This is a genomic window from Pseudomonas sp. OG7 (assembly GCF_014192825.1).
Lineage (GTDB): Bacteria > Pseudomonadota > Gammaproteobacteria > Pseudomonadales > Pseudomonadaceae > Aquipseudomonas > Aquipseudomonas monteilii.
In genome coordinates this window covers 128,355-147,453 of record NZ_JACHYK010000013.1, presented here as the reverse complement: position 1 = coordinate 147,453, position 19,099 = coordinate 128,355, and the positions used below count along the sequence as shown (strand labels likewise).

At 57.3% G+C, this 19,099-nt stretch carries 31 protein-coding genes and 1 pseudogene; 31 read left to right on the top strand and 1 reads right to left on the bottom strand.

Going from position 1 to position 19,099, the window contains the following annotated elements; genetic code table 11:
* From FHW75_RS26310 to bfr, 31 genes and pseudogenes are all read left to right on the top strand, one after another.
* Window positions 1–114, top strand: a pseudogene (locus FHW75_RS26310) (elongation factor Tu); the annotation flags it as partial.
* A gap of 141 nt (window positions 115–255) precedes the next feature.
* Complete coding sequence (gene rpsJ, locus FHW75_RS26305; RefSeq protein WP_003186070.1) at window positions 256–567, top strand: 30S ribosomal protein S10; 312 nt, start codon at window positions 256–258, stop codon at window positions 565–567.
* Between the two features lie 80 nt (window positions 568–647).
* Window positions 648–1,283 (top strand): 50S ribosomal protein L3, encoded by a 636-nt coding sequence (gene rplC, locus FHW75_RS26300; protein WP_003257089.1) that lies wholly within the window; start codon window positions 648–650, stop codon window positions 1,281–1,283.
* Window positions 1,284–1,295: 12 nt separating this feature from the next.
* Entirely contained in the window at window positions 1,296–1,898 is a 603-nt protein-coding gene (rplD, locus tag FHW75_RS26295) for a 50S ribosomal protein L4 (RefSeq protein ID WP_003255485.1), read from the top strand.
* Window positions 1,895–2,194, top strand: coding sequence for a 50S ribosomal protein L23 (gene rplW / locus FHW75_RS26290; protein WP_003255484.1), 300 nt, complete (start codon window positions 1,895–1,897; stop codon window positions 2,192–2,194). Before rplD ends, rplW begins: the two co-directional genes overlap by 4 nt.
* 14 nt (window positions 2,195–2,208) lie before the next feature.
* The gene (gene rplB / locus FHW75_RS26285) at window positions 2,209–3,033 is read left to right on the top strand and encodes a 50S ribosomal protein L2 (protein WP_003255483.1); all 825 of its coding nucleotides are present in this window, start codon (window positions 2,209–2,211) and stop codon (window positions 3,031–3,033) included.
* Window positions 3,034–3,049: 16 nt separating this feature from the next.
* The gene (rpsS, locus tag FHW75_RS26280; RefSeq protein WP_003255482.1) at window positions 3,050–3,325 is read left to right on the top strand and encodes a 30S ribosomal protein S19; all 276 of its coding nucleotides are present in this window, start codon (window positions 3,050–3,052) and stop codon (window positions 3,323–3,325) included.
* Between the two features lie 11 nt (window positions 3,326–3,336).
* Window positions 3,337–3,669, top strand: a complete 333-nt coding sequence (rplV, locus tag FHW75_RS26275; protein ID WP_003103908.1) for a 50S ribosomal protein L22 — start codon at window positions 3,337–3,339, stop codon at window positions 3,667–3,669.
* Window positions 3,670–3,682: 13 nt separating this feature from the next.
* Window positions 3,683–4,369 carry a 30S ribosomal protein S3 gene (gene rpsC / locus FHW75_RS26270; protein ID WP_003255481.1) on the top strand — a complete coding sequence of 229 codons (687 nt, stop codon included), beginning with the start codon at window positions 3,683–3,685 and terminating at the stop codon, window positions 4,367–4,369.
* A gap of 12 nt (window positions 4,370–4,381) precedes the next feature.
* A complete protein-coding gene (gene rplP, locus FHW75_RS26265; RefSeq protein WP_003255479.1) occupies window positions 4,382–4,795 on the top strand; it encodes a 50S ribosomal protein L16 in 414 nt (137 codons plus the stop codon).
* Window positions 4,795–4,986 carry a 50S ribosomal protein L29 gene (gene rpmC, locus FHW75_RS26260; protein ID WP_002555481.1) on the top strand — a complete coding sequence of 64 codons (192 nt, stop codon included), beginning with the start codon at window positions 4,795–4,797 and terminating at the stop codon, window positions 4,984–4,986. The genes rplP and rpmC overlap by 1 nt, the downstream gene beginning before the upstream one ends.
* A gap of 2 nt (window positions 4,987–4,988) precedes the next feature.
* Window positions 4,989–5,255, top strand: coding sequence for a 30S ribosomal protein S17 (gene rpsQ / locus FHW75_RS26255; protein WP_003255478.1), 267 nt, complete (start codon window positions 4,989–4,991; stop codon window positions 5,253–5,255).
* A 23-nt stretch (window positions 5,256–5,278) separates the two neighbouring features.
* Window positions 5,279–5,647 carry a 50S ribosomal protein L14 gene (gene rplN, locus FHW75_RS26250; RefSeq protein WP_002555479.1) on the top strand — a complete coding sequence of 123 codons (369 nt, stop codon included), beginning with the start codon at window positions 5,279–5,281 and terminating at the stop codon, window positions 5,645–5,647.
* Window positions 5,648–5,658: 11 nt separating this feature from the next.
* Window positions 5,659–5,973, top strand: coding sequence for a 50S ribosomal protein L24 (gene rplX / locus FHW75_RS26245; RefSeq protein ID WP_016715319.1), 315 nt, complete (start codon window positions 5,659–5,661; stop codon window positions 5,971–5,973).
* 20 nt (window positions 5,974–5,993) lie between these two features.
* Entirely contained in the window at window positions 5,994–6,533 is a 540-nt protein-coding gene (rplE, locus tag FHW75_RS26240) for a 50S ribosomal protein L5 (RefSeq protein ID WP_003255474.1), read from the top strand.
* Window positions 6,534–6,546: 13 nt separating this feature from the next.
* The gene (gene rpsN, locus FHW75_RS26235) at window positions 6,547–6,852 is read left to right on the top strand and encodes a 30S ribosomal protein S14 (protein ID WP_009681970.1); all 306 of its coding nucleotides are present in this window, start codon (window positions 6,547–6,549) and stop codon (window positions 6,850–6,852) included.
* 209 nt (window positions 6,853–7,061) lie between these two features.
* A complete protein-coding gene (gene rpsH / locus FHW75_RS26230) occupies window positions 7,062–7,454 on the top strand; it encodes a 30S ribosomal protein S8 (RefSeq protein WP_019097628.1) in 393 nt (130 codons plus the stop codon).
* 12 nt (window positions 7,455–7,466) lie between these two features.
* Complete coding sequence (gene rplF / locus FHW75_RS26225; protein ID WP_009681972.1) at window positions 7,467–8,000, top strand: 50S ribosomal protein L6; 534 nt, start codon at window positions 7,467–7,469, stop codon at window positions 7,998–8,000.
* A 10-nt stretch (window positions 8,001–8,010) separates the two neighbouring features.
* Window positions 8,011–8,361: a 50S ribosomal protein L18 gene (rplR, locus tag FHW75_RS26220; protein WP_009681973.1), complete on the top strand. Its 351-nt coding sequence runs from the start codon at window positions 8,011–8,013 to the stop codon at window positions 8,359–8,361.
* A 3-nt stretch (window positions 8,362–8,364) separates the two neighbouring features.
* The gene (rpsE, locus tag FHW75_RS26215; RefSeq protein WP_003255465.1) at window positions 8,365–8,865 is read left to right on the top strand and encodes a 30S ribosomal protein S5; all 501 of its coding nucleotides are present in this window, start codon (window positions 8,365–8,367) and stop codon (window positions 8,863–8,865) included.
* 2 nt (window positions 8,866–8,867) lie between these two features.
* Window positions 8,868–9,044: a 50S ribosomal protein L30 gene (gene rpmD, locus FHW75_RS26210; RefSeq protein ID WP_003255463.1), complete on the top strand. Its 177-nt coding sequence runs from the start codon at window positions 8,868–8,870 to the stop codon at window positions 9,042–9,044.
* Between the two features lie 3 nt (window positions 9,045–9,047).
* Entirely contained in the window at window positions 9,048–9,482 is a 435-nt protein-coding gene (rplO, locus tag FHW75_RS26205; RefSeq protein ID WP_003255461.1) for a 50S ribosomal protein L15, read from the top strand.
* Window positions 9,483–10,814 (top strand): preprotein translocase subunit SecY, encoded by a 1,332-nt coding sequence (secY, locus tag FHW75_RS26200; protein ID WP_003257108.1) that lies wholly within the window; start codon window positions 9,483–9,485, stop codon window positions 10,812–10,814.
* 28 nt (window positions 10,815–10,842) lie between these two features.
* Window positions 10,843–10,959: a 50S ribosomal protein L36 gene (gene rpmJ, locus FHW75_RS26195; RefSeq protein WP_002555468.1), complete on the top strand. Its 117-nt coding sequence runs from the start codon at window positions 10,843–10,845 to the stop codon at window positions 10,957–10,959.
* A 131-nt stretch (window positions 10,960–11,090) separates the two neighbouring features.
* The gene (rpsM, locus tag FHW75_RS26190) at window positions 11,091–11,447 is read left to right on the top strand and encodes a 30S ribosomal protein S13 (RefSeq protein ID WP_003255457.1); all 357 of its coding nucleotides are present in this window, start codon (window positions 11,091–11,093) and stop codon (window positions 11,445–11,447) included.
* 18 nt (window positions 11,448–11,465) lie between these two features.
* Window positions 11,466–11,855: a 30S ribosomal protein S11 gene (rpsK, locus tag FHW75_RS26185; RefSeq protein WP_003255454.1), complete on the top strand. Its 390-nt coding sequence runs from the start codon at window positions 11,466–11,468 to the stop codon at window positions 11,853–11,855.
* 15 nt (window positions 11,856–11,870) lie between these two features.
* Window positions 11,871–12,491 carry a 30S ribosomal protein S4 gene (gene rpsD, locus FHW75_RS26180; RefSeq protein ID WP_009681977.1) on the top strand — a complete coding sequence of 207 codons (621 nt, stop codon included), beginning with the start codon at window positions 11,871–11,873 and terminating at the stop codon, window positions 12,489–12,491.
* Window positions 12,492–12,513: 22 nt separating this feature from the next.
* Complete coding sequence (locus tag FHW75_RS26175; RefSeq protein ID WP_003255452.1) at window positions 12,514–13,515, top strand: DNA-directed RNA polymerase subunit alpha; 1,002 nt, start codon at window positions 12,514–12,516, stop codon at window positions 13,513–13,515.
* A 42-nt stretch (window positions 13,516–13,557) separates the two neighbouring features.
* Window positions 13,558–13,944, top strand: a complete 387-nt coding sequence (gene rplQ / locus FHW75_RS26170; RefSeq protein ID WP_003255451.1) for a 50S ribosomal protein L17 — start codon at window positions 13,558–13,560, stop codon at window positions 13,942–13,944.
* A gap of 172 nt (window positions 13,945–14,116) precedes the next feature.
* On the top strand, window positions 14,117–15,556 hold the full coding sequence (locus FHW75_RS26165) for a catalase (RefSeq protein WP_019097629.1): 1,440 nt from the start codon (window positions 14,117–14,119) through the stop codon (window positions 15,554–15,556).
* 163 nt (window positions 15,557–15,719) lie between these two features.
* Window positions 15,720–16,184, top strand: a complete 465-nt coding sequence (bfr, locus tag FHW75_RS26160) for a bacterioferritin (RefSeq protein ID WP_016715322.1) — start codon at window positions 15,720–15,722, stop codon at window positions 16,182–16,184.
* Window positions 16,185–16,253: 69 nt separating this feature from the next.
* Here bfr and uvrA read toward each other — a convergent pair whose 3' ends face one another.
* A complete protein-coding gene (gene uvrA / locus FHW75_RS26155) occupies window positions 16,254–19,088 on the bottom strand; it encodes an excinuclease ABC subunit UvrA (RefSeq protein ID WP_183675167.1) in 2,835 nt (944 codons plus the stop codon).
* Window positions 19,089–19,099: the final 11 nt, after the last annotated feature.

Below are 19,099 nucleotides of genomic sequence, written 5' to 3'. Positions count from 1 at the left end.
CAGATGACTGTTACCCTGATCAAGACCATCGCAATGGAAGACGGTCTGCGCTTCGCTATCCGTGAAGGCGGTCGTACCGTCGGCGCCGGCGTCGTGGCCAAAATCATCGAGTAATCACTCGACCGATTGAAAAAACCCCCGCTCAGCGGGGGTTTTTTTTATTGGGTTGACACTAAATTGGGGCGTCTATAGAATCACGCCTCCTTTTAGCGGGCGTAGTGCGTCCGTTGGGAACAGCCTGGAGTCTGAAATCCAATGCAAAATCAGCAAATCCGTATCAGGTTGAAGGCTTTCGACCATCGCCTGATCGACCAATCCACCCAGGAAATCGTGGAAACCGCGAAACGTACTGGTGCACAAGTGCGTGGTCCAATTCCACTGCCTACCCGCAAAGAGCGTTTCACCGTTCTGGTCTCCCCGCACGTCAACAAAGACGCGCGTGACCAGTACGAGATTCGCACTCATAAGCGTGTTCTGGACATCGTCCAGCCAACGGATAAAACCGTTGACGCGCTGATGAAGCTTGATCTGGCGGCAGGTGTGGAAGTACAGATCAGCCTCGGCTAAGACTTCGGTCTAGTCGTGTAACGCTCTGAAATGGGCGGCCATAGCGGGTGAAAGCCCCGTACACTCATGAGGTTTACAACATGACTATTGGTGTAATCGGTCGCAAGTGCGGTATGACCCGCATTTTCACCGAAGAAGGTGTCTCCATTCCGGTCACGGTCATTGAGATCGAGCCGAATCGTGTCACCCAGTTCAAAACTGAAGAAACCGATGGCTACCGTGCAGTGCAAGTCACTGTCGGCGAGCGTCGTGCTTCGCGTGTGACTGCCGCTCAGGCAGGTCACTTCGCCAAGGCTAACGTTGCCGCTGGTCGCGGTGTCTGGGAGTTCCGTCTTGAAGAAGGCGATTTCCAGGCTGGCGATCTGATCAAAGCTGAACTCTTCACTGCAGGCCAGCTGGTAGACGTTACTGGTCAGTCCAAAGGTAAAGGCTTCGCCGGTACCATCAAGCGCTGGAACTTCCGTGGTCAGGACAACACCCACGGTAACTCCGTGTCGCACCGTGTTCCTGGTTCCATCGGCCAGTGCCAGACTCCTGGTCGTGTGTTCAAGGGCAAGAAAATGTCCGGTCACATGGGCGCCGAGCGCGTGACTGTTCAGTCCCTGGAAGTAGTTCGCGTAGACGCTGAACGCAACCTGCTGCTGGTCAAGGGTGCCGTTCCTGGCGCTACTGGCGGCGACGTGGTTGTACGTCCAGCTGTCAAGGCTCGCGGTTAAGGGGAAACTGACATGCAACTCAATGTAAATGACGCTCAGGCGATCGAAGTTTCCGAACTGACTTTCGGTGGCGAATTCAACGAGACGCTGGTACACCAAGCAGTCGTGGCCTACATGGCCGGCGGCCGTCAGGGCACCAAGCAGCAAAAGACCCGTTCCGACGTAGCTGGTGGCGGTAAGCGCCCATGGCGTCAGAAGGGTACTGGCCGTGCTCGTGCTGGTACCACTCGTGGTCCGATCTGGCGTGGCGGTGGTGTAACCTTCGCAGCTCGCCCTCAAGATCACTCGCAGAAGCTCAACAAGAAGATGTACCGCGCAGCCCTGCGCTCCATCCTCGCTGAGCTAGTGCGTAGCGACCGTCTGGTCGTGGTTCAGGACTTCGCTGTCGAAGCACCGAAAACCAAAGATCTGCTGAACAAGCTGAACGGCATGGGTCTGAGCGATGTATTGATCGTTTCCGACGCTGTTGATCAGAACCTGTACCTGGCTGCTCGCAACCTGCCGCACGTCGACGTACGTGACGTTCAAGGTTCCGACCCGGTCAGTCTGATCGCATACGAGAAAGTGTTGATCACTGTCTCGGCCGTGAAGAAATTCGAGGAGCTGCTGGGATGAACCAGGAACGCGTATTCAAAGTCCTCCTTGGCCCGCACGTTTCCGAGAAGGCTACCGTTCTGGCTGAGAAAAAAGGCCAGTTCGTATTCAAGGTTGCTACTGACGCAACCAAGCTGGAAATCAAGAAAGCTGTCGAAGGCCTGTTCAACGTAAAAGTTGAAAACGTGTCGACTGTTAACGTTCTGGGTAAAACCAAGCGTACCGCACGTGGTCTGGGCAAGCGTAATGACTGGAAGAAGGCGATCGTCTCCCTTCAGCCAGGCCAAGATCTCGATTTCAGCAGCAGTGCTGAGTAAGGAAGGGGTGCATCATGGCAATCGTTAAATGCAAACCGACTTCCCCTGGCCGCCGTTTCGTGGTCAAGGTGGTCAACAAGGAGCTGCACAAAGGCGCTCCTCACGCACCGCTGATCGAGAAAAAATCGAAGTCTGGTGGTCGTAACAACAATGGCCGCATTACCACTCGTCACGTTGGTGGTGGTCATAAGCAGCATTACCGTCTGGTCGATTTCCGTCGCAACGACAAAGATGGCATCCCAGCCACTGTCGAGCGTATCGAATACGACCCGAACCGTACTGCTCACATCGCCCTGCTGTGCTACGCAGACGGTGAGCGTCGCTACATCATCGCCCCTAAAGGCGTGAGCGCTGGCGACCAGCTGATCGCAGGTGCCCTGGCCCCAATCAAGGCCGGTAACTCCCTGCAGCTGCGCAACATTCCAGTAGGTTCCACCATTCACGGCATCGAACTGAAGCCGGGTAAAGGTGCTCAGATCGCTCGTTCCGCTGGTGCTTCGGCTCAGCTGATCGCTCGCGAAGGTGTCTACGTGACCCTGCGTCTGCGCTCTGGTGAAATGCGTAAAGTCCTGGCTGAGTGCCGTGCGACCCTGGGCGAAGTCTCGAACTCCGAGCACAGCCTGCGTTCGCTGGGTAAAGCTGGTGCCAAACGCTGGCGCGGCGTTCGCCCAACCGTTCGTGGTGTTGCCATGAACCCGGTTGACCACCCACACGGTGGTGGTGAAGGTCGTACCTCCGGTGGTCGTCATCCGGTATCGCCATGGGGCTTCCCAACCAAGGGTGCTAAAACCCGTGGTAATAAGCGTACCGACAACATGATCGTCCGTCGTCGCAAGTAACTAGAGGGATACGACAGTGCCACGTTCTCTGAAAAAAGGTCCTTTTATCGATCTTCACCTGCTGAAGAAGGTCGAAGTGGCGGTGGAGAAGAACGATCGCAAACCAGTTAAAACCTGGTCGCGCCGTTCGATGATCCTGCCACAAATGGTCGGTCTGACCATCGCGGTACACAACGGTCGTCAACATGTCCCAGTTCTGGTGAACGAAGACATGGTCGGCCACAAACTGGGCGAGTTCGCCGGTACCCGCACCTATCGCGGGCACGTGGCTGACAAGAAAGCCAAGCGTTAAGGGGTAAGGAAATGGAAGTAGCCGCTAAGTTGTCGGGCGCTCGAATCTCCGCCCAGAAAGCCCGCTTGGTCGCCGACCAGATCCGCGGGAAGAAGGTGGGCGAAGCGCTCAACCTGTTGGCCTTCAGCAGCAAAAAAGCCGCTGAAATCATGAAGAAAGTCCTCGAGTCGGCCGTAGCCAACGCCGAACACAACGAAGGCGCAGACGTTGATGACCTGAAGGTCTCCACCGTCTTCGTCAACGAAGGGCGTTCGCTGAAGCGCATCATGCCACGTGCCAAAGGCCGTGCTGATCGCATCGTCAAGCGGTCTTGCCATATCACTGTCAAGGTTGCGGACAAGTAACGGAGTCGATCAGATGGGTCAGAAAGTACATCCCACTGGCATTCGCCTGGGAATCGTCAAGGAGCACACCTCCGTCTGGTACGCAGACGGTGCTACTTACGCAGATTACCTGTTGAAGGATCTGAAAACGCGTGAGTACCTCCAAGACAAACTAAAAAGCGCGTCCGTAAGCCGTATCGATATTCATCGTCCGGCTCAAACTGCACGCATCACCATCCACACCGCTCGTCCAGGTATCGTTATCGGGAAGAAAGGTGAAGATGTCGAGAAGCTGCGTCAGGACCTGACCAAGCAGATGGGTGTGCCTGTGCACATCAACATCGAAGAGATCCGCAAGCCGGAACTCGACGCTATGCTGGTTGCGCAGAGCGTAGCTCAGCAGCTGGAACGCCGCGTAATGTTCCGTCGCGCCATGAAGCGCGCCGTACAGAACGCCATGCGTATTGGTGCCAAGGGCATCAAGATCCAGGTGAGCGGTCGTCTCGGCGGTGCTGAGATTGCTCGTACCGAGTGGTATCGCGAAGGTCGTGTGCCGCTGCACACCCTGCGTGCCGATATCGACTACAACACCTACGAAGCTCACACCACTTACGGTGTGATCGGTGTGAAGGTTTGGATCTTCAAAGGCGAAGTTATTGGTGGTCGCCAAGAAGAACTGAAACCACAAGCACCAGCGCCTCGTAAAAAAGCTGCTAAGTAAGGGGTACGCCAAATGTTGCAACCAAAGCGTACAAAATTCCGCAAGCAGATGACCGGCCACAACCGTGGTCTGGCACTGCGCGGTAGCAAAGTCAGCTTCGGCGAATTCGCCCTGAAAGCTGTTGCTCGCGGTCGCCTCACCGCTCGCCAGATCGAGTCCGCACGTCGTGCGCTGACCCGTCACGTTAAACGTGGCGGCAAGATCTGGATCCGTGTGTTCCCGGACAAGCCGATCTCCAAGAAACCTCTCGAGGTTCGTATGGGTAAAGGTAAGGGTTCCGTGGAGTACTGGGTTGCCCAGATCCAGCCAGGTAAAGTCCTGTACGAGATCGAGGGTGTTTCTGAAGAGCTGGCGCGCGAAGCATTCGCCCTGGCTGCTGCAAAGCTGCCTCTCGCCACCTCCTTTGTTAAGCGGACGGTGATGTGATGAAAGCGAATGAACTTCGTGAAAAATCGGCACAGCAACTGAACGAGCAACTGCTCGGCTTGCTGCGCGACCAGTTCAATCTGCGTATGCAGAAAGCAACTGGCCAGTTGGGGCAGTCGCACCTGCTCTCGCAAGTTAAGCGTGACATCGCTCGCGTGAAAACTGTGCTCAACCAGCAGGCAGGTAAGTGATCATGGCTGAAGCTGAAAAAACCGTCCGTACGCTGACTGGCCGTGTCGTCAGCGACAAAATGGACAAGACCATCACCGTTCTGATCGAGCGTCGCGTAAAGCACCCGATCTACGGTAAATACGTTAAGCGTTCGACTAAGCTGCACGCGCACGACGAAGCCAACCAGTGCAAGATCGGCGACAAGGTTTCCATCCGTGAAACCCGTCCGCTGGCCAAGACCAAGTCCTGGGCACTGGTTGAAGTCCTCGAACGCGCTGTTGAAGTCTAAGGGCTAGGGGTCGGAGAAATTTTATGATTCAGACTCAATCCATGCTCGATGTGGCCGATAACAGCGGCGCTCGTCGCGTCATGTGCATCAAGGTGCTCGGCGGTTCGCACCGTCGTTACGCCGGCATCGGTGACATCATCAAGGTTACCGTCAAGGAAGCAATTCCGCGCGGTAAGGTCAAAAAAGGCCAAGTGATGACTGCTGTTGTCGTGCGCACCCGTCACGGTGTTCGTCGCGCTGACGGTTCCATCATTCGTTTCGACGGCAACGCTGCTGTTCTGCTGAACAACAAGCAAGAGCCGATCGGCACTCGCATCTTCGGGCCAGTGACCCGTGAACTTCGTACTGAGAAGTTCATGAAGATCGTCTCGCTCGCCCCTGAAGTGCTGTAAGGAGATCCGACATGCAAAAGATTCGTCGTGACGACGAGATCATCGTGATCGCCGGCAAAGACAAAGGTAAGCGCGGTAAGGTGCTGAAGGTTCTGGCTGACGACCGTCTGGTTGTTGGTGGTGTGAACCTGGTCAAGCGTCATACCAAGCCTAACCCGATGGCGGGCGTACAGGGCGGTATCGTCGAGAAAGAAGCGCCTCTGCACGCTTCCAACGTTGCCATCTTCAACGGCGAAACCAACAAGGCTGACCGCGTTGGTTTCAAAGTAGAAGACGGTAAAAAAATTCGTGTCTTCAAGTCGACCCAAAAAGCGGTTGATGCTTGAACACTGCTAGGTAGAAGACCATGGCACGACTGAAAGAGATTTACCGGAACGAAATCGCTCCTAAGCTTAAGGAAGAACTTAAGCTGTCGAACGTGATGGAAGTTCCGCGCGTTACCAAAATCACCCTGAACATGGGTCTGGGCGAAGCGATCGGCGACAAGAAAGTCATCGAGCACGCTGTTGCCGACCTGGAAAAGATCACCGGTCAAAAGCCGGTTGTGACTTTCGCTCGCAAATCCATCGCTGGCTTCAAAGTCCGCGAAGGCTGGCCGATCGGCGTCAAGGTGACCCTGCGTAGCGACAAGATGTACGAATTCCTGGACCGCCTGCTGGCGATCTCCCTGCCTCGGGTTCGCGACTTCCGCGGCCTGAATGCCAAGTCCTTCGATGGCCGTGGCAACTACAGCATGGGCGTGAAAGAGCAGATCATCTTCCCGGAAATCGACTACGACAAGATCGATGCTCTGCGCGGTTTGGACATCACCCTGACCACCACTGCTCGTTCGGACGACGAAGGCCGCGCTCTGCTGCGTGCTTTCAAGTTCCCGTTCCGCAACTGATTGGAGTAGGAAAATGGCCAAGAAGAGCATGAAAAACCGCGAGCTGAAGCGTCAGCTCACGGTAGCCAAGTTCGCTAAGAAGCGTGCTGAGCTGAAAGCGACCATCGTCAACGTTAACGCCTCTCCAGAAGAGCGTTTCGCTGCCGTTGTCGCTCTGCAGAAGCAGCCACGTGATGCTAGCGCCTCGCGCCTGCGCAACCGTTGCCGCCTGACCGGTCGTCCTCACGGTGTATACCGTAAGTTCGGCCTGGGCCGTAACATGCTGCGTCAAGCTGCAATGCGCGGCGACGTACCAGGTCTGGTCAAGGCCTCCTGGTAATCGCTGCAGGCTGTATCCCGGCGCAAGGGGAGCAATCTTCCGACCGCCGGTGACCTTGCCAACAAACAAGCCCCTATATGGGGCTTGTTTCGTTTCTGCCTTGTGTCTAGAATGACCGGCTCACCTGAGCCTGGGTTTTTTACCCTGCCTGCTCGGGTGGTTGTGATAGCCGCAAGGCTAATAATTCTTGTATCAGGAGCATCTAGCCCATGAGTATGCAGGACCCGTTAGCGGACATGCTAACTCGCATCCGTAATGCCCAGATGGCTGAAAAGTCCGTCGTAAGCATGCCTTCCTCCACCCTGAAGGTCGCGGTTGCCAAAGTTCTGAAAGACGAAGGTTACATCGCTGGCTACCAGGTTACTGGTGAGGCCAAGCCTTCCCTGTCGATCGAGCTCAAGTACTTCGAAGGCCGTCCGGTCATCGAGGAACTGAAGCGTTCCAGCCGTCCTGGCCTGCGCCAGTACAAGTCCGTCACAGAACTGCCGAAAGTACGTGGCGGTCTGGGCGTGTCTATCGTCTCCACCAACAAAGGTGTGATGACTGATCGCGCTGCGCGCGCTGCCGGTGTCGGCGGCGAAGTTCTGTGCACAGTGTTCTAAGGGGAGATAGGCATGTCTCGCGTCGCTAAGAACCCCGTTAAGCTGCCAGCAGGCGTCGAAGTCAAATTCGCCGGCCAGCAGCTTTCGGTGAAGGGTGCCAAAGGCACTCTCGAACTGAACGTTCACTCGTCTGTTGAAGTTACCGAAGAGTCTGGCGAGCTGCGTTTCGTCGCTCGCAACGGTGACCAGCAAGCTCGCGCCATGGCCGGTACCACCCGCGCTCTGGTGAACAACATGGTCCAAGGCGTAAGCCAAGGCTTCGAGCGTAAGCTCCAGCTGGTCGGTGTTGGTTACAAGGCACAGGCTAAAGGCACCGTCCTGAACCTGGCTCTGGGCTTCTCGCATCCAGTGGACTACGAACTGCCAGCCGGTATCACCGCTGAAACCCCAAGCCAGACCGACATCCTGATCAAGGGTATCGACAAGCAGCTGGTGGGTCAGGTGGCCGCTGAAATCCGCGACTTCCGTCCACCAGAGCCTTACAAAGGTAAAGGTGTGCGTTACGCGGACGAAGTAGTCCGTCGTAAAGAAGCCAAGAAGAAGTAGGGCCTAGCAAATGACCGACAAAAAAGTTATCCGACTGCGTCGCGCTCGCAAAGCACGTCTCAAGATGCACGAACTCGAAGTCGTGCGCCTGTGCGTGTTCCGCTCCTCGCAGCACATCTACGCCCAGGTCATTTCGGCCGACGGCAGCAAGGTTCTGGCAAGCGCCTCGACCTTGGACAAAGAACTGCGTGATGGCGCCACTGGCAACATCGACGCGGCCACTAAGGTTGGCAAGCTGGTAGCTGAGCGTGCGAAAGCCGCCGGTGTATCTCAAGTTGCCTTTGACCGTTCCGGCTTCAAGTACCACGGCCGCGTCAAAGCGCTGGCTGATGCTGCTCGTGAAGGCGGGCTGGAGTTCTAAGTTATGGCAAATAACGATCAAAAGCGCGACGAAGGCTACATCGAGAAGCTGGTTCAAGTTAACCGCGTTGCCAAAACCGTAAAAGGCGGCCGTATCTTCACCTTCACCGCGCTGACCGTGGTAGGTGATGGTAAAGGTCGTGTTGGCTTCGGCCGTGGCAAATCGCGCGAAGTACCAGCCGCGATCCAGAAAGCCATGGAAGCTGCTCGCCGCAACATGATCCAGGTTGACCTGAAGGGCACCACCCTGCAGTACGCCACCAAGGCTGCCCACGGCGCCTCGAAGGTTTACATGCAGCCTGCCTCGGAAGGTACCGGTATCATCGCCGGTGGCGCAATGCGTGCTGTCCTGGAAGTTGCTGGTGTTCAGAACGTTCTGGCCAAGTGCTACGGTTCGACCAACCCAGTGAACGTGGTTTACGCCACCTTCAAGGGTCTGAAAGCCATGCAATCTCCTGAATCCATTGCTGCCAAGCGCGGCAAGAGCGTCGAGGAGATCTTCTGATCATGGCAACCGTAAAAGTAACGCTGATCAAGAGCGTCTCGGGCCGTCTGCCTAACCACAAGCTGTGCGTTAAAGGCCTGGGTCTGCGTCGCATCGGTCACACTGTAGAAGTCCAGGATACTCCCGAGAACCGCGGGATGATCAACAAGGCTTACTACATGCTGAAGGTCGAGGGTTAATCGATGAAACTCAATGATCTGAGTCCAGCGCCGGGTTCCCGTCGCGAGAAGCATCGTCCAGGTCGTGGTATCGGTAGCGGTCTGGGTAAGACCGGCGGCCGTGGCCACAAAGGTCAGACTTCCCGTTCGGGTGGTTCGATCGCTCCTGGCTTCGAAGGCGGTCAACAGCCGCTGCACCGTCGTCTGCCGAAGTTCGGCTTCGTTTCCCTGAAAGCCATGGACCGCGCCGAAGTGCGTCTGTCCGAGCTGGCCAAAGTGGAAGGCGACGTGATCTCCGTGCAATCCCTGAAGGATGCCAACGTGATCAACCAGCACATTCAGCGTGTGAAAATCATGCTGTCTGGCGAAGTTACTCGCGCAGTCACCATCAAGGGCATCGCAGCCACCAAGGGTGCGCGTGCGGCTATCGAAGCAGCTGGCGGCAAATTCGAGGAATAAATGGCTAAGCAAGGTGCTCTCTCTTCGCTCGGTAAGGGCGGGATGTCGGAACTCTGGGCTCGTCTGCGCTTTCTGTTCATGGCGATCATCGTCTATCGGATAGGTGCGCATATCCCGGTTCCCGGCATCAATCCGGACCGTCTGGCGGATCTGTTTCGGCAGAATGAGGGGACCATTCTTAGCTTGTTCAACATGTTTTCCGGTGGCGCGCTTGAGCGCATGAGCATCTTTGCACTGGGGATCATGCCGTACATCTCGGCATCGATCATCATGCAGCTGATGACGGCGGTCAGCCCGCAACTGGAGCAGTTGAAGAAGGAAGGTGAAGCTGGCCGTCGCAAGATCAGCCAGTACACCCGCTACGGCACCGTTATCCTGGCACTGGTTCAAGCCATTGGCATGTCCATTGGCCTGGCCAACCAGGGCGTGGCGTTTTCTGTAGGCCTGGGCTTCCATGTCGTTGCCGTCTCCACCTTCGTGGCGGGCGCGATGTTCATGATGTGGCTGGGCGAGCAGATCACCGAGCGCGGTGTGGGCAACGGTATCTCGATGTTGATCTTCGCAGGTATCGTTGCCGGTCTTCCGAGAGCAATCGGGCAGTCTTTCGAGTCTGCACGCACAGGCGATATCAACATTTTCGCCCTGGTCGCTATCGGTTTGCTGGCAGTAGCGATTATCGGTTTCGTGGTGTTCATTGAGCGTGGTCAGCGTCGTATCGCCGTTCACTACGCCAAGCGTCAGCAGGGCCGCAAGGTCTTCGCTGCGCAGACCAGCCACTTGCCGTTGAAAGTGAACATGGCGGGGGTTATACCGGCCATTTTCGCGAGCAGCATTTTGCTGTTCCCGGCTTCGCTGGGTGCCTGGTTCGGTCAGTCCGAAGGTATGGGCTGGCTGCAGGACATCTCGCAGTCGATCGCTCCTGGTCAGCCGTTGAACATTCTGCTGTTTAGTGCAGGGATCATTTTCTTCTGCTTCTTCTACACAGCGTTGATGTTCAACCCGAAAGACGTAGCGGAAAACCTGAAGAAGTCCGGTGCCTTTATTCCGGGTATCCGTCCTGGTGAGCAGTCGGCACGCTACATTGATGGCGTTCTGACTCGTCTGACCATGTTCGGTGCTCTTTACATGATGGCCGTCTGCCTTCTGCCCCAGTTCCTGGTGGTGGCAGCAAATGTGCCGTTCTACCTTGGCGGGACCTCGTTGCTGATTGTGGTAGTGGTTGTGATGGACTTCATGTCCCAAGTACAATCGCACCTCGTTTCGCACCAGTACGAATCCCTGATGAAGAAAGCCAACCTGAAAGGCTACGGTGGCAGCGGTCTGCTGCGCTGATACGCCCCTAAGGTTCGAGGAGTCGGTAATGAAAGTTCGTGCATCGGTGAAAAAGCTGTGCCGTAACTGCAAGATCATCCGTCGCGAAGGCGTCGTACGAGTGATCTGCAGCGCGGAACCGCGTCACAAACAGCGCCAAGGCTGAGTGTGATCTGCGCTTCAAACCCAGCAGCTAGTGTGCTGCTGGGTTGATTATTCGTTTCTACAGCGATATTATCTCGCGCCCTATTTCTTGGCTTCCGGGGCGTAGGTAGCTGTCAATTGGAGTCCCACTGAATGGCCCGTATTGCAGGCGTCAACATTCCAGATAACAAGCATACTGTTATCTCGCTGACCTACATCTATGGTGTCGGTCGCACAACTGCACAGAAGATCTGTGCAGACGCTGGTGTAAACCCAGCCGCTAAGATCAAGGATCTGAGCGACGAGCAAATCGAAACCCTGCGTGGCGAAGTCGCGAAGTTCACCACCGAAGGTGACCTGCGTCGTGACATCAACATGAAGATCAAGCGCTTGATGGACCTGGGTTGCTACCGCGGCCTGCGTCATCGTAAAGGTCTGCCGGTTCGCGGTCAGCGCACCAAGACCAACGCACGCACCCGTAAGGGCCCGCGTAAGCCGATCCGCAAGTAATCGCCCAGGAATATAGACATGGCAAAACCTGCTGCTCGTCCTCGTAAGAAAGTCAAAAAGACAGTGGTTGATGGCATCGCCCACATCCATGCCTCTTTCAACAACACCATCGTGACCATCACCGACCGTCAGGGCAATGCTTTGTCCTGGGCGACCTCCGGTGGTTCGGGTTTCCGTGGTTCGCGCAAATCCACCCCGTTCGCAGCTCAGATCGCTGCTGAGCGTGCTGGTCAAGCTGCGCTGGAATACGGTCTGAAGAACCTCGACGTTAACGTCAAGGGTCCAGGTCCAGGTCGTGAGTCCGCCGTTCGTGCATTGAACAGCTGCGGCTACAAGATCGCCAGCATCACCGACGTGACGCCAATCCCGCACAACGGGTGCCGTCCGCCGAAGAAGCGTCGCGTGTAATCAGGAGACAGAAGAATGGCACGTTACATTGGTCCAAAATGCAAACTGTCTCGTCGTGAAGGCACTGACCTGTTCCTGAAGAGCGGCGTTCGCGCTCTGGAATCGAAGTGCAACATCGAAGCAGCCCCAGGTATCCACGGCCAGCGCCGTGGCCGTCAGTCTGACTACGGCACCCAGCTGCGTGAGAAACAAAAAGTCCGTCGTATCTACGGTGTTCTGGAGCGTCAGTTCCGCGGTTACTACCAAGCTGCTGCCTCGAAAAAAGGCGCAACCGGTGAGAACCTGCTGCAACTGCTCGAGTGCCGTCTGGATAACGTCGTTTACCGTATGGGCTTCGGCTCGACTCGTTCCGAGTCGCGTCAGCTGGTTTCGCACAAAGCGATCAGCGTCAACGGTAAGACTGTAAACATTCCATCCTACCAAGTTCGTCCGGGTGACGTGGTCGCGGTTCGCGAGAAATCGCTGAGCCAGCTGCGCATTGTTCAAGCCCTTGAACTGTGCGCCCAGCGTGGCCGCGTTGAGTGGGTTGACGTGGATGCTGCTAAAAAGTCGGGCGTTTTCAAGAACGTTCCTGCTCGCAGCGACCTGTCTGCCGACATCAACGAGAACCTGATTGTCGAGCTCTACTCCAAGTAAGGGCTAGAAAATAGGTGCATCCATGCAGATTTCGGTAAATGAGTTCCTGACTCCCCGCCACATTGATGTGCAGGTAGTCAGTCCGACCCGCGCCAAGATCACGCTCGAGCCTCTCGAGCGTGGTTTCGGCCATACCCTGGGCAACGCGCTGCGCCGCATCCTGTTGTCCTCCATGCCTGGCTGTGCAGTAGTCGAGGCCGAGATCGATGGCGTACTCCACGAGTACTCCGCGATCGAAGGTGTTCAGGAAGACGTCATTGAAATCCTGTTGAACCTGAAAGGCCTGGCTATCAAACTGCACGGTCGTGACGAAGTTACGCTGACCTTGTCGAAAAAGGGTTCGGGGGTGGTTACCGCTGCCGATATTCAGCTGGATCACGATGTCGAGATCGTCAACCCCGATCACGTAATCGCGAACCTGGCGTCGAACGGCGCCCTGAACATGAAGCTCACTGTAGCTCGTGGTCGTGGTTACGAGCCGGCCGACTCCCGTCAAACCGACGAAGACGAAAGCCGTAGCATTGGCCGTCTGCAGTTGGACGCTTCGTTCAGCCCGGTGCGTCGTATCGCCTATGTGGTCGAGAACGCCCGTGTTGAGCAGCGTACCAACCTGGACAAACTGGTCATTGATCTGGAAACCAACGGCACCCTGGACCCTGAAGAGGCAATCCGCCGCGCTGCGACCATCCTGCAACAGCAGTTGGCCGCGTTCGTCGACCTCAAAGGTGACAGCGAGCCTGTCGTAGTCGAGCAGGAAGACGAGATCGATCCGATCCTGCTGCGTCCGGTTGACGACCTGGAACTGACTGTACGTTCGGCCAACTGCCTCAAGGCGGAGAACATCTACTACATCGGCGACCTGATTCAGCGTACCGAAGTAGAGCTGTTGAAGACTCCTAACCTGGGCAAGAAGTCCCTGACTGAAATCAAGGACGTCCTGGCCTCTCGTGGTCTGTCTCTCGGCATGCGCCTCGACAACTGGCCGCCTGCAAGTCTTAAGAAAGACGACAAGGCGACCGCCTGATCGTCGTAATCACCGAACGTAGTGTTTGGTAAGGAATGAATCATGCGTCATCGTAAAAGTGGACGTCACCTGAGCCGTACCAGCTCTCACCGCAAGGCTATGTTCCAGAACATGGCAGTGTCGTTGATCGAGCACGAGCTGATCAAAACCACCCTGCCGAAAGCCAAGGAACTGCGCCGCGTTGCCGAGCCGCTGATCACCCTGGCCAAGGAAGACAGCGTTGCTAACCGTCGTCTGGCCTTCGACCGTACCCGTTCGAAGTCCGCTGTTGGCAAACTGTTCAACGACCTGGGCAAGCGTTACGCCACCCGTCAGGGCGGCTACCTGCGCATCCTGAAGTGCGGTTTCCGCGCTGGCGACAACGCCCCTATGGCGTACGTCGAGCTGGTTGATCGTCCGGTCGGCGGTGCTGTAGAAGCTGCTGAGTAAGACGTTCTGTCTGCTACAAAAAACCGGGCCTAGTGCCCGGTTTTTTGTTGCTGATGGTATTGTTAATTTCTATTGATGTAAGTCAGTTAATGAATTTGTCCCTATAGCCTTGCTCGTCAATACTCTCTCCATAGCCGATTAGCCGGCGCTTCAAGACCGATAAGGAGAGCCCATGAGCAAGATTCTCACCACCGCCAGCGGTGCACCTGTAGCCGACAACCAGAACTCCCGCTCCGCCGGCCCACGCGGCCCGCTGCTGCTCGACGACTTCCACCTGATCGAGAAGCTCGCCCATTTCAACCGTGAGAACATCCCCGAGCGCCGGGTACACGCGAAGGGTTCGGGCGCCTATGGCACTTTTACCGTAACCCGCGACATCACCGGTTACACCAGCGCCAAACTGTTCGAGCAGGTTGGCAAGCAGACCGAGACATTTCTGCGCTTCTCTACCGTGGGTGGCGAACGTGGTTCTGCGGACACAGAGCGAGACCCTCGCGGATTTGCCGTTAAGTTCTACACCGAGGAAGGTAACTGGGACATCGTGGGTAACAACACGCCAGTGTTCTTCATTCGTGATCCGCTCAAGTTCCCGGACTTTATCCACACCCAGAAACGGCACCCGCAGTCCAACCTGAAAAACGCCCAGATGATGTGGGATTTCTGGTCGCACTCGCCCGAGGCGCTGCACCAAGTCACCATCCTGTTCTCTGATCGTGGCATTCCGGACGGCTACCGCCACATGCACGGCTTTGGCAGCCACACCTACAGCCTGATCAATGCCCAGGGTGAGCGCACTTGGGTCAAATGGCACTTCAAGACCCAGCAGGGCATCAAGAACCTTGCTCCGGCAGATGCCGCACGTTTGGCAGGTACTGACCCGGACTACGCCCAGCGCGACCTGTTCGAAGCCATTGAGCGAGGTGATTACCCACGCTGGACTGTCTGCATCCAGGTGATGAGCGAAGCCGAGGCCGCGAGCCGCGACGAGAACCCGTTCGACGTGACCAAAACCTGGTCACAAAAGGACTACCCGTTGATCGAAGTGGGCGTGCTTGAGCTTAACCGTAACCCGCTCAACTACTTCGCCGAAGTCGAGCAGGCTGCCTTCGGGCCAAGCAACATGGTGCCGGGGGTCGGCCTGTCGCCAGACCGCATGCTCCAGGGTCGCGTATTCGCCTACGCGGACGCACACCGCTACCGTGTGGGTACCAACCACCAACAGTTGCCGGTGAATGCGCCACGCTGCCCGGTCAACAGCTACCAGCGCGACGGCTCCATGGCCACTGGCAGCTATGGCAGTGCGCCGAACTACGAACCCAACAGCTACGCCGCGGCACCGAAGCAGTCGCCACGTCACGCAGAGCCCGCATTGGCCCTGAATGGTTCGGCCGACCGTTACGATCACCGCGAGGACGCTGACTACTACAGCCACGCCGGCGCGCTGTTCCGCCTGATGAGTGATGAGCAGAAGGCCCTGCTGATCAGCAACATCGCTGGAACCATGGCGGGTGTCAGCGAAGACGTCATCCAACGGCAGTTGCAGTACTTCTTCAAGGCCGACCCAGCCTACGGAGAAGGCATCGCCAAGGCCCTGGGCATCAATCTCGCCTAAGTCGAAGTGATAAGAAGAACCGCCCTCATTTGGGCGGTTTTTCAATGAATATCACTACTGTTTAACCGATTTTTTGCTTCTTATTGCGCGTTTTTCAGTGACCGCAGGCAAAAGCTGGTTCACACTATGTGCCATAGACGTTTTCATATGGAGAAGCAGGGCGATGCAAGGCCACCCGGACGTAATCAACTACCTTGTCACGTTGCTGAAGGGCGAATTGGCGGCACGCGACCAGTACTTCATTCATTCGCGCATGTACGAAGACTGGGGACTGACCAAGCTCTACGAGCGTATCAACCACGAGATGGAAGAAGAGACGCAGCACGCGGATGCCCTGATGCGTCGCATCCTGATGCTCGAAGGTACCCCTGACATGCGTGCAGACGACCTGGAAGTCGGCAGCACCGTGCCGGAAATGATCGAGGCCGACCTCAAGCTTGAGTACAAGGTGCGCGGTGCGCTGTGCAAAGGGATCGAGCTGTGCGAGCTGCACAAGGACTACATCAGCCGTGACATCCTGCGTGCGCAGCTGGCGGATACCGAAGAAGATCACACCTACTGGCTAGAGAAGCAGCAGGGCCTGATCAAGGCCATTGGCCTGGAGAACTACCTGCAGTCGCAGATGTAAGTTATCCACACACTCAAGAAAAAGCCCCTGGTACCAACGGTACCAGGGGCTTTTTCATTGCAGCGGCACTTAGGCCCGGTCCCGCTCTAGCAGCGGTTTCAGGTAATGCCCGGTATACGACTGCTTCATCTCGCTCAGCTCTTCCGGGGTACCGCAGGCAATGATCTGCCCACCTTTGGAACCACCTTCCGGTCCCAGGTCCACCAGCCAGTCAGCAGTCTTGATCACATCCAGGTTGTGCTCGATCACCACCACGGTATTGCCGTGATCGCGCAGGCGATGCAGCACGTCCAGCAACTGCTGAATATCGGCAAAGTGCAGGCCCGTGGTTGGCTCATCCAGGATATACAGGGTTTTGCCGGTATCGCGCTTGGACAACTCGCGAGACAGCTTCACGCGCTGCGCCTCGCCGCCAGACAAGGTGGTCGCCGACTGGCCCAGCTTGATGTACGACAGGCCCACATCCATCAGCGTTTGCAGCTTGCGCGCCAGCGCTGGCACCGCATCGAAGAACTCGCGGGCATCCTCGATGGTCATTTCCAGCACCTCGTGGATATTCTTGCCCTTGTACTTGATCTCCAGTGTTTCGCGGTTGTAGCGCTTGCTCTTGCACACGTCGCACGGCACGTAGATGTCTGGCAGGAAGTGCATCTCGACCTTGATCAGGCCATCGCCTTGGCAGGCCTCGCAACGGCCACCCTTGACGTTGAACGAGAAACGTCCCGGGCCATAGCCGCGTGAGCGCGACTCCGGTACCCCGGAGAACAGCTCGCGGATAGGGGTGAAAATACCGGTATACGTTGCCGGGTTCGAGCGCGGAGTGCGGCCGATCGGGCTCTGGTCGATATCCACCACCTTATCCAGGTGCTGCAGGCCATCCATGCTGCTGTGCGGTGCGGCTTCCAGGCTGCTTGCGCCATTGAGGGCCGTAGCGGCCAAAGGGAACAGGGTGTTGTTGATCAGCGTCGATTTGCCCGAGCCGGATACCCCCGTCACGCAGGTCAGCAGGCCGATGGGGACTTCGAGGTCGACGTTCTGCAGGTTGTTGCCACGCGCACCCTTGAGCTTAAGTTGCAGCTTCTTGTTGCGCGGCGTGCGCTTGGCTGGCACGACGATCTTCTTGCGCCCGGACAAGTACTTGCCGGTTAACGAATCAGGGTGGTCCATGACCTCCTGTGGCGAGCCCTCGGCGACGATCTGTCCACCATGCACGCCGGCCCCTGGGCCGATATCGACCACGTAGTCGGCCAAGCGAATGGCGTCCTCGTCGTGCTCCACCACGATAACCGTGTTGCCCAAATCACGCAGGTGGTTGAGGGTGGCCAGCAGGCGGTCGTTGTCGCGTTGATGAAGGCCGATGGACGGTTCATCGAGGATGTACATCACTCCGACCAGGCCGGCGCCAATCTGGCTGGCCAGGCGGATACGCTGCGCTTCACCACCGGACAGGGTGTCGGCGCTACGGTCGAGGGTGAGGTAGTCGAGGCCGACGTTGACCAGGAACTGCAAGCGCTCGCAGATTTCCTTGAGGATCTTGGCGGCAATCTCGCCACGGCGGCCAGTCAGGGTCAGCTCGCCGAAGTAGCTGCTGGCTTCACCGATCGGAAGGTTGGTGACCGCCGGCAGCGTTTTTTCGCCCACCCACACATGGCGTGCTTCGCGGCGCAGGCGGGTACCACGGCAATCCGGGCAGGGCTGTGTGCCGAGGAACTTGGCCAGTTCTTCACGCACGGTGGCCGATTCGGTCTCGCGGTAGCGGCGCTCCAGGTTCGGCACGATGCCTTCGAACGGGTGTGAGCGCTTGACGATATCGCCACGGTCGTTGAGGTACTTGAAGTCGACACTCTGCTTGCCACTGCCTTGCAGGATCACCTTCTGGTGTTCGGCCGACAGCTCGCCGAACGGCTCCTCCAGGCTGAACCCGTAATGCGCGGCCAGCGAACCGAGCATCTGGAAGTAGTACACATTGCGCCGGTCCCAGCCGCGGATTGCGCCTTCGGCCAGGGTAAGTTCGGCATTGACCAGGCGCTTGGTGTCGAAGAACTGCTTCACGCCCAGGCCATCGCATGTCGGGCACGCACCGGCAGGGTTGTTGAAGGAGAAAAGCTTCGGCTCCAGTTCACTGATGGCATGGCCGCAGACCGGGCAGGCGAAGCGCGCGGAGAAGATCATCTCTTCGCCTGGCTCGTCGTCCATCGGTGCCACCAGGGCGATACCGTCGGCCAGCTTGAGCGCGGTCTCGAACGATTCGGCCAGGCGCTGTTGCAGGTCGGCGCGCACTTTGAAGCGGTCCACCACGACATCGATGCTGTGCTTTTTCTGCTTGTCGAGCTTGGGCAGTTCGTCCAGCTCGTAGAGCTTGCCGTTGACCCGGGCACGTACAAAGCCCTGGGCACGCAGTTCGTCGAACACCGCCAGGTGCACACCTTTGCGCTCGCGCACCACCGGCGCCAGCAGCATCAGCTTGCTGCCTTCCGGGCGCTCCAGCACCAGGTCGACCATCTGGCTGATCGTTTGCGCCTCTAGCGGGATATCGTGGTCCGGGCAGCGTGGCGTACCCACGCGGGCATACAGTAGGCGCAGGTAGTCGTAGATTTCAGTGATGGTGCCGACCGTGGAGCGTGGGTTGTGCGAGGTCGACTTCTGCTCGATGGAAATGGCCGGCGACAGGCCTTCGATGGTGTCGACGTCAGGCTTTTCCATCATCGACAGGAACTGCCGGGCGTAGGCCGACAGCGATTCCACGTAGCGGCGCTGGCCTTCAGCGTAGAGGGTGTCGAACGCCAGGGACGACTTGCCGGAACCGGACAGGCCGGTGATCACGATCAGCTTGTCCCGGGGCAGGGTCAGGTCGATGTTCTTCAGGTTGTGGGTACGTGCCCCACGAATCAGGATCTTGTCCACTGCGGCCTCGC

Excerpts from the sequence above, each read along its gene's own strand:
- rpmC (WP_002555481.1), top strand. The coding sequence starts at position 4,795 with ATGAAAGCGAATGAACTTCGTGAAAAATCGGCACAGCAACTGAACGAG.
- rplO (WP_003255461.1), top strand. The coding sequence starts at position 9,048 with ATGAAACTCAATGATCTGAGTCCAGCGCCGGGTTCCCGTCGCGAGAAG.
- rplC (WP_003257089.1), top strand. The coding sequence starts at position 648 with ATGACTATTGGTGTAATCGGTCGCAAGTGCGGTATGACCCGCATTTTC.
- FHW75_RS26165 (WP_019097629.1), top strand. The coding sequence starts at position 14,117 with ATGAGCAAGATTCTCACCACCGCCAGCGGTGCACCTGTAGCCGACAAC.
- rpsE (WP_003255465.1), top strand. The coding sequence starts at position 8,365 with ATGGCAAATAACGATCAAAAGCGCGACGAAGGCTACATCGAGAAGCTG.
- rplQ (WP_003255451.1), top strand. The coding sequence starts at position 13,558 with ATGCGTCATCGTAAAAGTGGACGTCACCTGAGCCGTACCAGCTCTCAC.
- rpsN (WP_009681970.1), top strand. The coding sequence starts at position 6,547 with ATGGCCAAGAAGAGCATGAAAAACCGCGAGCTGAAGCGTCAGCTCACG.
- rpsC (WP_003255481.1), top strand. The coding sequence starts at position 3,683 with ATGGGTCAGAAAGTACATCCCACTGGCATTCGCCTGGGAATCGTCAAG.
- rplF (WP_009681972.1), top strand. The coding sequence starts at position 7,467 with ATGTCTCGCGTCGCTAAGAACCCCGTTAAGCTGCCAGCAGGCGTCGAA.
- FHW75_RS26175 (WP_003255452.1), top strand. The coding sequence starts at position 12,514 with ATGCAGATTTCGGTAAATGAGTTCCTGACTCCCCGCCACATTGATGTG.
- rplW (WP_003255484.1), top strand. The coding sequence starts at position 1,895 with ATGAACCAGGAACGCGTATTCAAAGTCCTCCTTGGCCCGCACGTTTCC.
- rpsD (WP_009681977.1), top strand. The coding sequence starts at position 11,871 with ATGGCACGTTACATTGGTCCAAAATGCAAACTGTCTCGTCGTGAAGGC.
- secY (WP_003257108.1), top strand. The coding sequence starts at position 9,483 with ATGGCTAAGCAAGGTGCTCTCTCTTCGCTCGGTAAGGGCGGGATGTCG.
- rpmJ (WP_002555468.1), top strand. The coding sequence starts at position 10,843 with ATGAAAGTTCGTGCATCGGTGAAAAAGCTGTGCCGTAACTGCAAGATC.
- rplP (WP_003255479.1), top strand. The coding sequence starts at position 4,382 with ATGTTGCAACCAAAGCGTACAAAATTCCGCAAGCAGATGACCGGCCAC.
- rpsK (WP_003255454.1), top strand. The coding sequence starts at position 11,466 with ATGGCAAAACCTGCTGCTCGTCCTCGTAAGAAAGTCAAAAAGACAGTG.
- rplN (WP_002555479.1), top strand. The coding sequence starts at position 5,279 with ATGATTCAGACTCAATCCATGCTCGATGTGGCCGATAACAGCGGCGCT.
- rplE (WP_003255474.1), top strand. The coding sequence starts at position 5,994 with ATGGCACGACTGAAAGAGATTTACCGGAACGAAATCGCTCCTAAGCTT.
- rplB (WP_003255483.1), top strand. The coding sequence starts at position 2,209 with ATGGCAATCGTTAAATGCAAACCGACTTCCCCTGGCCGCCGTTTCGTG.
- rpsM (WP_003255457.1), top strand. The coding sequence starts at position 11,091 with ATGGCCCGTATTGCAGGCGTCAACATTCCAGATAACAAGCATACTGTT.
- rpsQ (WP_003255478.1), top strand. The coding sequence starts at position 4,989 with ATGGCTGAAGCTGAAAAAACCGTCCGTACGCTGACTGGCCGTGTCGTC.
- rplR (WP_009681973.1), top strand. The coding sequence starts at position 8,011 with ATGACCGACAAAAAAGTTATCCGACTGCGTCGCGCTCGCAAAGCACGT.
- rpmD (WP_003255463.1), top strand. The coding sequence starts at position 8,868 with ATGGCAACCGTAAAAGTAACGCTGATCAAGAGCGTCTCGGGCCGTCTG.
- rpsH (WP_019097628.1), top strand. The coding sequence starts at position 7,062 with ATGAGTATGCAGGACCCGTTAGCGGACATGCTAACTCGCATCCGTAAT.
- rplD (WP_003255485.1), top strand. The coding sequence starts at position 1,296 with ATGCAACTCAATGTAAATGACGCTCAGGCGATCGAAGTTTCCGAACTG.
- rpsJ (WP_003186070.1), top strand. The coding sequence starts at position 256 with ATGCAAAATCAGCAAATCCGTATCAGGTTGAAGGCTTTCGACCATCGC.
- rplV (WP_003103908.1), top strand. The coding sequence starts at position 3,337 with ATGGAAGTAGCCGCTAAGTTGTCGGGCGCTCGAATCTCCGCCCAGAAA.
- rplX (WP_016715319.1), top strand. The coding sequence starts at position 5,659 with ATGCAAAAGATTCGTCGTGACGACGAGATCATCGTGATCGCCGGCAAA.
- bfr (WP_016715322.1), top strand. The coding sequence starts at position 15,720 with ATGCAAGGCCACCCGGACGTAATCAACTACCTTGTCACGTTGCTGAAG.